Annotated in this window: 12 protein-coding genes; 1 reads left to right on the top strand and 11 read right to left on the bottom strand. The window is 68.7% G+C overall.

The genetic code is table 11. The annotated features are described in order from the left end of the window. Window positions 1-47: 47 nt before the first annotated feature. On the top strand, window positions 48-3,956 hold the full coding sequence (locus AC07AB_RS35905; RefSeq protein WP_478576056.1) for a DNA-directed RNA polymerase subunit beta': 3,909 nt from the start codon (window positions 48-50) through the stop codon (window positions 3,954-3,956). Window positions 3,957-4,049: 93 nt separating this feature from the next. Here the strand turns inward: AC07AB_RS35905 and AC07AB_RS35900 are convergent, their stop codons facing one another. From AC07AB_RS35900 to AC07AB_RS35850, 11 genes are all read right to left on the bottom strand, one after another. Further along, complete coding sequence (locus AC07AB_RS35900) at window positions 4,050-4,322, bottom strand: hypothetical protein (protein ID WP_478576054.1); 273 nt, start codon at window positions 4,320-4,322, stop codon at window positions 4,050-4,052. Beyond that, window positions 4,319-4,594 (bottom strand): hypothetical protein, encoded by a 276-nt coding sequence (locus AC07AB_RS35895; RefSeq protein ID WP_478576052.1) that lies wholly within the window; start codon window positions 4,592-4,594, stop codon window positions 4,319-4,321. Before AC07AB_RS35895 ends, AC07AB_RS35900 begins: the two co-directional genes overlap by 4 nt. Before the next feature lie 30 nt (window positions 4,595-4,624). Then, complete coding sequence (locus AC07AB_RS35890) at window positions 4,625-5,491, bottom strand: peptidoglycan-binding protein (RefSeq protein ID WP_478576050.1); 867 nt, start codon at window positions 5,489-5,491, stop codon at window positions 4,625-4,627. Window positions 5,492-5,589: 98 nt separating this feature from the next. Beyond that, on the bottom strand, window positions 5,590-7,041 hold the full coding sequence (locus AC07AB_RS35885) for a phage tail protein (protein ID WP_478576048.1): 1,452 nt from the start codon (window positions 7,039-7,041) through the stop codon (window positions 5,590-5,592). A 31-nt stretch (window positions 7,042-7,072) separates the two neighbouring features. Beyond that, window positions 7,073-7,783, bottom strand: a complete 711-nt coding sequence (locus tag AC07AB_RS35880; protein ID WP_478576046.1) for a hypothetical protein — start codon at window positions 7,781-7,783, stop codon at window positions 7,073-7,075. Then, complete coding sequence (locus AC07AB_RS35875) at window positions 7,784-8,902, bottom strand: hypothetical protein (protein ID WP_478576044.1); 1,119 nt, start codon at window positions 8,900-8,902, stop codon at window positions 7,784-7,786. Continuing rightward, a complete protein-coding gene (locus AC07AB_RS35870; protein WP_478576042.1) occupies window positions 8,899-10,047 on the bottom strand; it encodes a hypothetical protein in 1,149 nt (382 codons plus the stop codon). Before AC07AB_RS35870 ends, AC07AB_RS35875 begins: the two co-directional genes overlap by 4 nt. A gap of 76 nt (window positions 10,048-10,123) precedes the next feature. After that, window positions 10,124-11,062, bottom strand: a complete 939-nt coding sequence (locus tag AC07AB_RS35865) for a phage distal tail protein (protein WP_478576040.1) — start codon at window positions 11,060-11,062, stop codon at window positions 10,124-10,126. 48 nt (window positions 11,063-11,110) lie between these two features. Then, the gene (locus AC07AB_RS35860; RefSeq protein WP_478576038.1) at window positions 11,111-12,289 is read right to left on the bottom strand and encodes a hypothetical protein; all 1,179 of its coding nucleotides are present in this window, start codon (window positions 12,287-12,289) and stop codon (window positions 11,111-11,113) included. Window positions 12,290-12,331: 42 nt separating this feature from the next. After that, window positions 12,332-13,405 carry a phage tail protein gene (locus AC07AB_RS35855; RefSeq protein ID WP_478576036.1) on the bottom strand — a complete coding sequence of 358 codons (1,074 nt, stop codon included), beginning with the start codon at window positions 13,403-13,405 and terminating at the stop codon, window positions 12,332-12,334. 15 nt (window positions 13,406-13,420) lie between these two features. Next, entirely contained in the window at window positions 13,421-14,161 is a 741-nt protein-coding gene (locus AC07AB_RS35850) for a hypothetical protein (protein ID WP_478576034.1), read from the bottom strand. Window positions 14,162-14,438: the final 277 nt, after the last annotated feature.

The raw sequence follows: 14,438 nt of genomic DNA, 5'->3' as shown, positions 1-14,438 counted from the left end.
CCCAGACCACGATGAAGACACGACCCTGAAAGAGGGATTGACGACCAGTGCTCGACGTCAACTTCTTCGACGAGCTGCGGATCGGCCTGGCCACCGCGGACGACATTCGGACCTGGTCCCACGGCGAGGTCAAGAAGCCGGAGACCATCAACTACCGCACCCTCAAGCCCGAGAAGGACGGACTCTTCTGCGAGAAGATCTTCGGTCCGACCCGGGACTGGGAGTGCTACTGCGGCAAGTACAAGCGTGTCCGCTTCAAGGGCATCATCTGCGAGCGCTGCGGCGTCGAGGTCACTCGTGCCAAGGTGCGACGTGAGCGGATGGGCCACATTGAGCTGGCCGCCCCCGTCACCCACATCTGGTACTTCAAGGGCGTCCCGTCGCGGCTGGGCTACCTGCTCGACCTCGCCCCGAAGGACCTTGAGAAGGTCATCTACTTCGCCGCCTACATGATCACGTGGGTGGACGAGGAGCGCCGTACGCGCGACCTGCCCTCGCTGGAGGCGCACGTCTCCGTCGAGCGCCAGCAGATCGAGCAGCGCCGCGACGCCGACCTGGAGGCCCGTGCCAAGAAGCTCGAAGCCGACCTGGCCGAGCTGGAGGCCGAGGGCGCCAAGGCCGACGTGCGCCGCAAGGTGCGCGAGGGCGCCGAGCGCGAGATGAAGCAGCTGCGCGACCGTGCGCAGCGCGAGATCGACCGCCTCGACGAGGTGTGGAGCCGCTTCAAGGGTCTCAAGGTCCAGGACCTTGAGGGCGACGAGCTGCTCTACCGCGAGCTGCGTGACCGCTTCGGCACGTACTTCGACGGCTCGATGGGCGCCGCCGCGCTGCAGAGGCGGCTGGAGACCTTCGACCTCGACGAGGAGGCCGAGCGCCTCCGCGAGATCATCCGGACCGGCAAGGGCCAGAAGAAGACCCGTGCGCTCAAGCGCCTCAAGGTCGTCTCCGCCTTCCTGCAGACCAGCAACAGCCCCAAGGGCATGGTGCTGGACTGCATCCCGGTGATCCCGCCGGACCTGCGTCCGATGGTGCAGCTGGACGGTGGCCGCTTCGCGACCTCCGACCTGAACGACCTGTACCGCCGTGTGATCAACCGCAACAACCGCCTGAAGCGGCTTCTCGACCTCGGCGCCCCCGAGATCATCGTGAACAACGAGAAGCGCATGCTCCAGGAGGCCGTGGACGCCCTCTTCGACAACGGTCGTCGCGGTCGCCCGGTCACCGGTCCCGGCAACCGCCCGCTGAAGTCCCTGAGCGACATGCTCAAGGGCAAGCAGGGCCGTTTCCGTCAGAACCTGCTCGGCAAGCGAGTCGACTACTCGGCGCGTTCCGTCATCGTCGTCGGCCCGCAGCTCAAGCTGCACCAGTGCGGTCTGCCGAAGGCCATGGCGCTGGAGCTCTTCAAGCCGTTCGTGATGAAGCGCCTGGTGGACCTGAACCACGCGCAGAACATCAAGTCGGCGAAGCGCATGGTCGAGCGCGGCCGCACGGTCGTGTACGACGTGCTGGAAGAGGTCATCGCCGAGCACCCGGTGCTGCTGAACCGTGCGCCGACGCTGCACCGCCTCGGCATCCAGGCCTTCGAGCCGCAGCTGGTCGAGGGCAAGGCCATCCAGATCCACCCGCTCGTGTGCACCGCGTTCAACGCGGACTTCGACGGTGACCAGATGGCCGTGCACCTGCCGCTCTCCGCGGAGGCGCAGGCCGAGGCCCGCATCCTGATGCTGTCCTCGAACAACATCCTCAAGCCGGCCGACGGCCGTCCGGTCACCATGCCCACCCAGGACATGGTGCTGGGGCTCTTCTTCCTCACGACCGATGAGAAGGAGCGCAAGGTCATCGGCGAGGGCCGCGCGTTCGGCTCGTCCGCCGAGGCCACCATGGCCTTCGACGCCCGGGAGCTCTCGCTCCAGGCGAAGGTCGACATCCGCTTCCCGATCGGCACCGTCCCGCCGCGTGGCTGGACCCCGCCGACCCCGGAAGAGGCCGACGAGCACGGCGGCGAGTGGCAGCAGGGCGACAGCTTCCGGCTGCGTACGACCCTGGGCCGCGCGCTCTTCAACGAGCTGCTGCCCGAGGACTACCCGTTCGTCGACTACTCGGTGGGCAAGAAGCAGCTCTCCGAGATCGTCAACGACCTGGCCGAGCGCTACCCCAAGGTCATCGTGGCGGCGACGCTCGACAACCTGAAGGCGGCCGGCTTCCACTGGGCGACCCGTTCCGGCGTCACCGTCGCCGTCTCGGACATCGTCGTCCCGGAGGCCAAGAAGGCCATCGTCAAGGGCTACGAGGCCCAGGACGAGAAGGTCCAGAAGCAGTACGAGCGCGGTCTGATCACCAAGGACGAGCGCACGCAGGAGCTCATCGCGATCTGGACCAAGGCGACCAACGAGGTCGCCGAGGCGATGAACGCGAACTTCCCCAAGACGAACCCCATCTTCATGATGGTTGACTCGGGCGCCCGAGGAAACATGATGCAGATGCGTCAGATCGCCGGTATGCGTGGTCTGGTGTCCAACGCGAAGAACGAGACCATCCCGCGACCCATTAAGGCGTCGTTCCGTGAGGGTCTCACCGTGCTGGAGTACTTCATCTCCACGCACGGCGCCCGTAAGGGTCTCGCGGACACCGCCCTGCGTACCGCCGACTCGGGTTACCTGACCCGTCGTCTGGTGGACGTCTCGCAGGACGTGATCATCCGCGAGGAGGACTGCGGCACCGAGCGCGGCCTCAAGCTGGACATCGCGACCAAGGGCGCCGACGGCGTGCTCCGCAAGACGGAGGACGTCGAGACCAGCGTGTACGCACGCATGCTCGCCGAGGACGTGGTTGTCGACGGCAAGGTCATCGCGCCCGCCAACGTCGACCTCGGTGACGTGCTCATCGAGCAGCTCGTCGCGCACGGCGTCCAGATGGTCAAGACCCGCTCGGTCCTCACCTGCGAGTCCGCGGTCGGCACCTGTGCCTTCTGCTACGGCCGCTCGCTGGCGACCGGCAAGCTCGTGGACATCGGCGAGGCGGTCGGCATCATCGCCGCCCAGTCGATCGGTGAGCCCGGCACCCAGCTGACGATGCGTACCTTCCACACCGGTGGTGTGGCCGGTGACGACATCACCCAGGGTCTGCCGCGTGTCGTCGAGCTCTTCGAGGCCCGTACGCCCAAGGGCGTCGCCCCGATCTCGGAGGCGGCCGGCCGCGTCCGGATCGAGGAGACCGAGAAGACCAAGAAGCTCGTCGTCACGCCGGACGACGGCAGCGAAGAGACGCCCTTCCCGATCTCGAAGCGCGCTCGTCTGCTGGTGGGCGAGGGTGACCGCGTCGAGGTGGGCCAGAAGCTCACCGTGGGTGCCACCAACCCGCACGACGTGCTGCGCATCCTCGGCCAGCGCGCCGTCCAGGTGCACCTGGTCGGCGAGGTCCAGAAGGTCTACAACTCGCAGGGTGTGTCGATCCACGACAAGCACATCGAGATCATCATCCGGCAGATGCTGCGCCGTGTGACGATCATCGAGTCCGGCGACGCGGAGCTGCTGCCGGGCGAGCTCGTGGAGCGCACGCGCTTCGAGGGTGAGAACCGTCGGGTCGTGACGGAAGGCGGCCACCCGGCCTCCGGCCGTCCGCAGCTGATGGGTATCACCAAGGCTTCGCTGGCCACCGAGTCCTGGCTGTCGGCGGCGTCCTTCCAGGAGACGACCCGGGTGCTCACCGACGCGGCGATCAACGCCAAGTCGGACTCCCTGATCGGCCTCAAGGAGAACGTCATCATCGGTAAGCTCATCCCGGCCGGTACGGGCCTGTCCCGCTACCGCAACATCCGGGTGGAGCCCACCGAGGAGGCCAAGGCCGCGATGTACTCGGCCGTCGGTTACGACGACATCGACTACTCGCCCTTCGGCACCGGCTCCGGCCAGGCGGTCCCGCTGGAGGACTACGACTACGGTCCGTACAACCAGTAAATCGGTAGAACACGCTCGCAGGGCGGTCACCTCGAAAAGGGGTGGCCGCCCTGCGGCGTACCCGGCCGGTGGGGCCGGGGTATGACACAGGCTCTACCGGGCGGTCAGCCCCCACGCGGAGAGCACCAGGCCCGCGAGGGCCGTGAGCGCGGCGATGCTGGCCAACGGCCAGCGGGCCCGCTCCAGGGCGTAGAGCCGTGTCTCGTGGTCGGCGATCTGCTTGTCGGTCTGGTCACTGCGCTGGACGAGCAGCGCGAGCGCGCCGTCGACCCGGGCGAACCCGGCCTCCATCGTGCCGCGGAGCCGTTCCAGCTCCAGGGCGACGGTGGCGGTGGTGCCGGACGCTTCCGTGTCGGGGTCGTTCATACGCGGCCCCGGTCGTCCTCGGAGGCGAGGGCGCGAAGGGCGGCGTCGCCGTTCGCGGGTGTGCCCTCGGTGCGGAGCCAGACGGGGAGCAGGGCCTGCACGGCCGGCAGCGCCATGACGCGGGCGAGACCGCCCGCGGCGGCCAGCGCCCCCGCGGCCCAGGGGAGGGTGGCGGGGATGCCGGAGGCGTCGATGATCGTGGGCAGGACGACCGCGAGACCGACGGCGGTCTGGAGAACGGTGCGGAGAGCCCGTTTGGTGGCGTCGGACAAGGGACGGCCTTTCCGTGTGGGGCTGGTTGATCAGGAGGAGTGCGGGACCTTGAGCGCGTCCCAGGAGCTCTGGCCCGGCCAGCCGTCGGCGTCGGAGCCGCTGAAACCGAGCTTGCGCTGCCACTTCGTGTAGGAGTTCCGGTCGGCGTCGGTCCACCGGGAGCCCGGGCCCTCGGCGTACGCCGAGCAGCCCTCCGCGACGAGGCGGCGGCCCATGGCGGTGACGATGGAGGAGTTGGGCTCGCCCTTGAAGAAGGCGGCGCCGGGGAAGGGCTCGCAGGCCGGCTTGGGCGGCTTGCTCGGGGCGGAGCCGAGCCGGCTCGCGACCTTTCCGCGCATGCCGTCCATGGAGAAGCCGACCGGGTCGATCTTGGTGTTGGTCCACTCCTTGTGCCCGATGACGGACCCGGAACCCCAGCCGTGCGCGCGGCAGATGGCGGCGGAGACCCGCTCGATGGCCTCCAACTGTGCGGCGGGCCACGGGTCGTCGCCGTCTCCGAGGTTGATGCACTCGAAGCCGTAGAAGCGCACGTTGCCGTCGGTGTCGTTCTTGGTGGGGCGCGGCAGGCCGGACTCGCGGACGACGGCGTTCAGGACGCCGCTGTCACCGCTGCCGGCGTGGTTGGCGCGGCCGTTGCCGACCAGGTGGACGGTGCCCTCCTTGTCGATGACGCCGTGGCACAGCGGGCCGGGGAGCTCGTCGTACCCGTCGTAGCAGAGGTTGACGCTGCTCTGGGTGCCGCTGGTGACGGTGTGGTGGATGATCACACCGTTGACCGGGCCCCAGGCACCCTTGTGGTTGCGGTTGTGGTTGCGCCAGTTGCCGACCTCGACGACGTTGACGCCTTCGGCGCGCAGGGCGGCGACGAACTGGTCTGCGGACAGGGGAGTTGCCATCGTGATGTGCTCCTTGTACAGAAAGGGCGGACGAAAGCCCCGCGCCGGTGGCGAGGGCGGCGCGGGGCTTTCGCCTCGGGGAAGGGACGGCGGTTGCCTCAGGCGACGGCCGCCCACGTGGCGTTGGTGTCGGTGACGATGGTCTTCGGGGCGAAGGACGCCGGGAGGGAGCCCTGACCGGTCGTGGGGAGACGGCCGTAGCGGACGAAGGCGTTGCCCATACGGGCCGCGCCGGACGGCTTGTCGCCGGCGCCCGCGGCGAGGGCGAAGGCGGGGCCCTTGTTCGCATCACTGGGGCCGTTGATGAGCAGCGCGACCCAGTAGCTGCCGGGCTGCGCCTCGTACGCCTTGGTCAGTGGGCAGGCCACGGTCGAGCCGTCCTTGATGACGTCCTTGAGGGAGTCGGTCACGCCGACCCGGGTGCCCGCGGCGTCGTACAGGCCCGCGTAGGTGGCCGCGCTGAGCGTGCCGCCGACGTAGCCCGTGCAGTAGAAGACCACGTGGCTGATGGTCGTGGGGTTGTTGAGGCGGATGCCTATCAGATAGACGGACCCCGGGCCGCAGTACTGCGAGCGGTTGCCCGAGGTGGCGGCCGGGTCGAAGGTCCAGGCCTTGAAGCCGAGGTCGCCGGGGGACCAGGTGCCCGGGGTGGAGACCGCGTCGACGTACTCCTTGCGCGTGAGGTGGTGCGCGTTGGTCGGGGCGGCGGTCGAGAAGGGCGGGGAGGTGAAGATCTTCGCGTTGTCGATCGTCTGCGGACCGGTCAGCAGCACGGCCGTGCCTTCCGGCACCGCGCCGACGGCCGTGGCGTCCAGGACGACCTTGCCGGTCCTGTCGTTCACCGACTGGACCGGGACGTCGGCCGGCTTCACGTACCGCAGGTCGCCGGCCGCCTGGTCCAGGGCGTTCACGTCCATGGCGGTCAGCACGACCGCGCCCTTCTTGCCGTTGACGGACGACACTGGGGCGACCGCGCCCGGCGGCAGCTGCGCGGCCGGGACCTTGCCGGTCTCGTCGAGGCCCGCGACACCGCCCGCCGCCCCGACCGACGCGGCCGGGACCGCCCGGACGTCGGCGGCCGCGAGGGTGATCTCCGCGGTGTTCTTGCCGTTGACGGACTGGACGAGCCCCGGCGCGCCCGCCGGACCCGCGGGGCCGGGGGCGCCGGCCGGGCCGGGCGGGCCCGGGACGGCGACGTACTCGGGGGCCTCGGGGTTGACCGGGGCGATGTCGGCGAGGTCGACGGTCCGCTGGGAGGCCGGCAGCACGATGTTGTACGTGCGGTTCACCGACAGCCCGGACAGCTGCTCGGTGACGGTGTACTGCCACTTCACCGGGTTCATGCCCGGGGCGTCCGTGGCGGGCAGGACGGCCTTGATCCGGCCGTCCGCGTCGAGCTGGGCGACGATCGGGCCGCCGAGGATGAGGTCGCTGTCGGGATGCGTCAGCAGTGTCGGCGCCTGGAAGGTGACGTTCCCGGTGAGGGGGAGGCCGTCCGGGGTGAGGTAGTGGGCGGTGACGGTCACCGTGGGGATGTTGTCGGGCAGCATGTGAGCAACTCCAAGGGCATGGCGGACAAGGTCAGGACTGGACTCCGTACAGCGCGCGCGGCGTGCAGGAGACGGAACTGCCCGCAGCGGTCGCGCGGGCCTGGATCTGGAAGGTCACTCGGCTGTCGAACGCGGCCCCGATGGGTGCGGTGAACTCCAGCGGTCCCGGGCCGGCCGGTCCGACCGGTGCGTTGTTGACCAGCAGCCGGACCTCGCCGCCCGCCGTGGCGGCGATCAGGCAGTAGAGGTTCGGGTGCTGGGCGATGGCTTCGCCGGTGTAGAGCGTCGTCCACTCGGCGGAGTCGGTGGTCTCCCAGCGGGCGGAGTCCGTCGGCGTCGGCAGCGGATAGGGGAGGTACGGCCGGGCGAGGCCCTCGCCGGTGGCGTCGTCCGCGAGGAGGGCGTTGCCCTTGCGGTCGAAGACCCGCACCGCCTGGCTCGGCTGGAGGTCGGGGGCGTCGGCGTGCACGGTGAGCGCCTTCGAGCCGTCGTCGCGGCGGACGAAGAAGCCCTGCTGCTCCCCGTCGGGCCGGGCGGGGGAGACCTGGCCGATGTAGAGGAGCTCCGCGCCCTTCTGCTCGTCGCGGTTGCGGACGGCCAACTGCCCGCCGTCGCTGATGACGACGTTGCCGCCGCTGACCCGGTCCATGGCGGGGCGGGTGTTCGCGCTGCCCATGAGCGCCCGTACCTGTCGCTCCAGCGAGCGGATGCGGTCGAGGAGATCGGTGGGGATCGCGGCCATCTATGCCTCCTCCAGATAGAGCTTCGCGGTCTCGCTCCTGCCGCGCGCGGGCGGGGAGACGGTCAGGCCCACGACGCGGTAGCGCAGGTCCGGGCCGTCCATGTGCCAGCCGTCGCGGATGCGCAGCCGGACGGGCGCGCCGATGAGGGCGGGGGTGATGCGCCCGTCCACGCGGATGGTCACCTCGGGGATGATCTGCGGCCTGCGGGCGCGGGCCAGTTCGGCTCGCGCCGCGCTGTTCAGAACCGCCTGATCCGAGACACCGCTGTGGTCCGAGGAGTTCTCCAGGCGTGGCCAGCCCGCGTCGAGGTCCTCGGTCGAGACGGCGGGCCGGGACACCTCCGGGAGCGAGTCGGCGGCCTGGTTGCGGTTGGCGGACTCGCCCCGGGCGACCCATACGTTGGCCTGCACGGTCGAGTCGGCCGGCAGGCTGTAGGTGAGGACCTGGCCGGGCCGGTCGAGGACGATGTCCGCGTCACTGGTCGCGATCTTCGGATGGCCGAGCTGGAGCCTCTTGACCCGGGCGCCCGTCTCGGGGTCCCGGAAGCACTGGACGCGCCACTCGAAACCGTCCTGCATCGCGGCCAGTTGGTCGATCAACTCACGCACCCGCGCCAGGTCCGTATAGCCGTAGCCGCGGTTCCACACCACGCCGGAGAGGTCGTCCGCGTAGGTGATGCCGAGGTCGCCGCCCGGCTGTGACTGGACGTGCCGGACGAGGGCACGGACGATCTCGAACTGGTCGACGGCCGAGAACGCCTGGTCCTCGGCCAGGACGCGGTGGTCGAGGTAGGAGTCGAAGGTGCCCGCCTGGATCTGTACGGTCAGCCGGCCCCGCTCGTCGCCCGCCGGGGTGCACGTCCACAGGATGCCGCCCCACCAGATGTCGGAGCCGCGTTCCAGCCAGACCGCGGTGCGGCCGGGCAGGAGCGCGGTACGGGCCCGCTGCGCGAGGGCCGTGTCGGGGAGCGGCACCGTGGCGCGCAACTGCCCGGGCTTGCCGATGAAGTCGTCGAACTCGACCTCGGTGAGGGGCAGCGAGTCGATGACCCGGTCGGTGAGCAGATCGCAGAAGAGGGCGCGGTAGGTGACGTCCGCCATCGGCGTCATCCGCATCATGCGTTGACCTCGTAGGTGCCCCAGACCTCGTACCAGTTGTCGGGGGTCGGTGTGATCGGGTGGTCGGCGTCCGCCCACGCAGCGGACGGGCGGCCGTTCGAGTCGTTGCAGCACCAGCCGCGGACTATGCCCGTCCCGTCCGCGACGCCGTTGATCCGGTTGTTCGGGCCCGTCCGGTAGACCTGGCAGCCGCCGAAGTAGTAGGCGCCGTTGTTGGTGGGACCGATGCGGCCGCGGAAGTGCGCGCTGATGGCGACGGTCGGGGGGACGGGCAGGGTCACGTACCAGTTGCCGTTGCGGTTGGGCCCGCCCCAGTCGCTGGTGGTGCCGATGTGGAGCGAGGCGTAGAAGCGGACCTCGGTGCCGACCTTGATGTACCGGCCGGCCAGTGAGCCGTTGCCGATCTTGGGCTGCGGGCCGTTCTCCGCGCCCCACTTCGGCGTGTAGTTCTGCCATGTCGGGATCGGGTCCGGGTACGGCTTCCACACCGAGCCGTCCCAGCGCTCCAGGCCCGCCCCGGTGTCTCGGTACTGGCCGGGGTAGGCGCCGTTGAAGCCCAGGCCCCAGCCGCGTGGGATGATGCCGCCGACGGCGACGGTCACCCGGCGCCGGTCCTTGACGGCGGACTTCCAGTCGATGCCGCCGGCGCCCGTGGACGCGCCTGCCGGGATCGACACCTCGGCGAGGGCAAGCGAACCCGACGGCGTCGGCGGGGCGGCCGGGTCGGGCGACGGGGCGCCCTGGACGATCTCGATGACGGCGGACGTCTTGTCGGAGGCGTCCTGGTCGTTGTCGTAGATGCGCACGACGACGAGGTCCACGCGCGGGTTGCCGGGGTCGCCGTCGGCGAAGGTGATGCTCGTGAACTCCGGTACGTACACGGGGTAGGCGCCGGCGACCTCGGTGCTCTGGATGACCGCGCGGCCCGGGGAGACCGTCGCGCTCATGCCTGCGGCGGCACCGGAGACCTGGAGGCCGGAGACCGTCTGGTCTCCGTTCGGGGAGCCCGGGATCACGCCGTCGCGCGAGGTCAGCGCGCCGGAGGGGGTCATGGCGCCGAGGGGGGCGAGCCGGGTGTCGATGCGGGACTGGCCGCCGTCGCCGTCGGGGGTGCCGTTGAGCAGCCAAGCGCTGCGGATGTTCATACCGTTCTCCAGGGTGGTGTGCGGGTGTGGGTGGGGACGCGGCGGCCGGCGCCGTCATGCCGTCGTCGGGCGCGGCCTACCAGTGCGCGTCGCGCCAGGTGACGGACACCGAGGGCTGCGGCTTGCCGGCGTCGCCGGCGGAAGAGCCGGGCGCGCAGCGGAAAGCGAAGGACGAGGTTCCCGGGTCCAGCTGGAAGAGCAGCTCGGGCGTCGACCACGCGGTGGCGGTGTGGATGCGGGACGTGGTGCCGTTGAGGACGACCGTGCCCGTACCGGTGTCGACGGTCAGGACGTCCGAGGGAGCGAGCGCGATGTCGTACTCGATCCGCAGACCGTCACTCAGCCGGGTCAGCGACGGGCGGCGTACGGGTCCGCGGAACTCGATCACCGGGTTCGCCGGGGCGTCACCGGTGTTGACGGCGGTGACCAGGCCGGTCGCCCCGGGCGCGCCCCAGTCGAGCGGCCAGCTGAGACCGCCGGCCGTCCAGCTCAGGCCGTTCTCCGGGGTCGGCAGCCCTGTCGATACGGTCTGTTCGTCGATGGCGAAGCGGCGTGGGTCGGCGCAGACCCACTGCACGGTGGCCTTCGCCGCGCCGTGCGTCACGAACATCCGGTCCTGGGGAATGGATCGCTGGTTGACCCGGGCCCGGCAGGCGAGGGTCTCGCCGTGCAGTCGTACGGCCAGCCACTGCTCGCCGCTGTGCACGGCGGTGGCGGCCCGGAACTGCGCGGCGACGGCCGCCGCCTGGGCGGGCTGGTCGGGCAGCAGCCAGATGGGGGCGGTGACGGTACGGGCCTGGGACCACTGTGAGCCCGGCCAGGCGCCGTGCTGGTCGGGACGGAGGACGTCGCCGCTGTCGAGGCCGGGCAGATCGGCCCAGCCGGTGAGCCCGCTGTCGGCGATCTCGTAGTCGGTGCCGGGGCCGAACAGCAGTCCGGCCCACTGGATCTGCCCATCATGGGTGATCAGTGAGCCGGGGGGTGCGGTGGCCGTGTTCATTTGTGTCGGGGGCATGGGTGGGTGGCCCTCCCTTCTCGTTTACGTCGGGTGCGACGTCGTGGGCTACGCCGTGTGTGCCAGGAACAGCAGGTCCTCGGCGATGCCGTGGGAGCCTCGGTTCTCGGGCTCGTAGTAGTTCTCGATGCCCGGGGCCCGCCGGGACGTCTTCGTGGCCCGGGCTGCCTCGGCGGTGCGGGCGAGCAGCCGGTCGAGGGCGGAGAGCGGGAAAACGGCCTCGGCCTCGCCGGCTTCGGCGAGGATCACGGGCACGCCGCCGTGGCGGGGGGTGACCACGCCGCCCTGGGCGAGCATCGGGATCTTCGACAGGTGCACCCCGAACTTCTTGCCGAGGATGCTGAAGCTGAGGCTGTTGAGGCCGTCGATCACCCAGTTGGCGAAGGCGATGATCCCGTTGAGAGGCCCCTTGACGACGCCGACGATCATCTGGAACCCGCTCTGGAGGAAGTCGCCCATGCCGTGAAGGGCCTTCTCCATCGCGGAGTTGACCTTGTGGAACCCGCCGGGGAGGGACTTGGTGACCCACTTGACGACGGGTTCGACGACGCTGCGGACGGCGTTCCATTCGGCCTTGATCACCGTGAGGTAGGCGGTGACGACCGGGACGATCACGGTCAGCGCCGCGTTGATCAGTTCGCCGACGGTGGTGAAGACCGTCTCCATGAGCTGCTGACCCAGCTGGGAGTCCATCGCGAACTCGATGAGCTGGGTGGCGAACGGGGCGAGGAGCGTCGCGATGAGGACGAACGGGTTGGTCTTCATGACGAGGTTGACCGCCGTCATGATCTTGGAGGCGATGTTGAGATTGCCGCCGAGGACGCCCGTGATCCGCCCGATGATGCCCGCGCCCTTGCCCTGAAGGGCGATGGACTTGGCGGCCCCGTCGGACTGCCGCTTGATGCTCTTCAGCAGCCGCGTGGACTGCTGGGCGCCGGTCTTCGACTTGAGGAGGCCGGTGTTGGCGGTGCCGGCCTGCTTGCCGAGCGCGGTGGCGGCGCGTCCGGCGGCGGTGGCCCCGGTGCCGAACTGCTTGAGGTCCTTCCCGGTCTGACCGGTGGAGGACTTGATGCGGTCGGCGGCGCGGGAGGCGTTGGTGATGCCGGTCTGGGTGGTGCGGATCGCGCGGGTGGCCTGGCTGAGCGCGGTGCCGAAGTTACGGAAGGCTCCGGCGGAGTTGGCGAGCGGGTCGCGCGGGGCGCGGGCGATGGCCATCGCTGCCGCCATGGTGGGTTTCCCTCCCCTCTGGGGTGGGGGACATCAGGCGGCTCATCCGCGGGCCTTGGCGAGGAACATCAGCGCCATGGCGGTGTCCTTGGGATCGCTGGACGACGTGGCGTAGTAGTTCTCGATGTGGAACCCGTCCCCGCTGCCCCGGTTCCCGAGCGCTCCGGCGGAGGCGAGCCGGGACTGCACGGCGGTACGGGTCAGCAGCCGGTCGAGCTTCGACAGCGGCATGACGGCCTCGGACTCGCCGGCCTCGGCCACGATCGCGGGCACGCCGCCGCTGCGCGGCGCGACGATGCCGCCCTCGGCGAGCATCGGGATCCGGGGAATGCTGACGCCGAAGGTCTTGCCGCCGACGAGGGGCACCCAGCCGGGGATGGAGACCTTGATGCCGTTCAGCGCCCCGATGGCGAGGTTGATCAGGCTGATCACGCCGTTGAGCGGGGCCTTGACCGCCGACTTGATCCCGTCGAAGACGCTGCCCGCGAAGCGGGACAGGCCGCCCCAGGCGCTGGAGAGTGCGTTTTTGACGGTGTTGAACGCACCGGGGATGGCGGTGCCGATCCACACGGCGATGGGCAGGATCGCCTTCTGGATGCCGTTCCAGACAGTGGAGATGACCTTGCCGGCGGTCTTCATGATGGGCCCGATGGCCTTCATGACGGTCGAGACGACCTTGCCGATGACGTCGAACGCCACCTTCATGATCTTCTGCATCGCCTTCGACTTGGACGCCATGGCGACGACCTTCTCGATGAGCGGTGCGAAGAGTTCGAGCAACATCCCGATGACGTTGCCCTTCATGGACTTGTTGAGCCCCTTGAACCCACCGTCGGCCTTCTTGAGCCCGCCCTGGAACTTGCCCATGGACTTCCCGCCCTTGCCGGCCTCCTTGCCGACCTTGGCGACCGACTTGGTCACCTGGTCGGTGGCGGTCTTCATGCCCTTGAGCTCGCGGGTGGACTGCTTGGCGGAGTTCTTGATCTTGCCGACGTTGGTGTTGGCGGTGGCGGCTTGCTTGCCTAGGGCGCCGGCGGATTTGCCCGCACCGTCGAGGCCGGTTTTGAAACCTCGGAGTGAGCCGGAGGCTCTGCCGAGGGATTGCACTAGGGACATATGGAACCTTCCGAGTCAGCGCCCTATTGAGTTAGTGAGTGCATCGACAGTGCGCTGAAGTCCTCTGGCCGATCGGTTGGAAGAACCGATATTCCTTGAGATCGACCTCTGGGCCTTCTTCTTCGCTTTCTCGGCCTTTTCCGCATCGGCAGCCATCTTGGCGGCCATGTCACTCGCTTTTTTGAAAGCAGGCTTGGCCCTTCGCAGTGCGCTGCGGAATTTAGCGAGGTCCCGTTTGGCCGTCTTTATTGCTTTTAGGTCACCAGGGTTCTCCCGAGCGGATCGAACGCTTCGAGCTGTGGCACTCCGGGTAGCGTCGACTCTGTCGGATCGCTTTACAGCGGTATTTTCTGCAAGTTCCAGCTTGGCCTTGTCGTCTTTCGCCCAAGGCCATGTATAGAGCTGATTGCCAAAAAAAGATACGCCCTTCTCGTCCGCCTTGAGGCCGGTTACGTCCATCTTCATGGCCGTTATGCCGCCCGCGAATCCGCTGGCCGAAAGCTTCGCCCCTTCGAGGCTGGTGGCAAATCCCGTCAGGCTAAGGCTGATCTCGGTGATGGCGCGACTGTGCCCGGTTACTGTCCGGCTGATGTCATTTTGGGTCTCGCTTATTCGGTTTGTTGTCCGGCTGAGACCATTGATCGTCTCGGTCACGAGTGACGAATTGCGCTTGTGATCCTCGAACTTCCATGGTTCGCCTTGCGGTATGGATTCCTTGGCATCCTGTGGGAGGGAATCCAGGAGGGGGTCGGCCATGAGGCCTCCTCGCGCGCTAAAAAATATTTCCGATTCTGTCTTGTTCGGCTTGGCGAGTCAGCCGGATTGTGCTACTTTCGTTCCAATGTTAGGAATTTGGGGAAAAATGTCGAAAGGTGTTTACGTTGCACTGGTTTTCCGGTGGCGTTCTATCGGTTGTGAATGCGGCTATTTTGTTGCTTCTGGTCGGCGGATTCGTGGTGCCATTTGGCGCCTATCCTTTGCTGGTCAACCGGCGACTCAGGACGGTTGGTGTAACCGTTAAAGCCAGGTGTAC

It is taken from the genome of Streptomyces sp. NPDC044033 (assembly GCF_056434425.1).
This window is presented reverse-complemented; position numbering and strand designations above follow the sequence as displayed.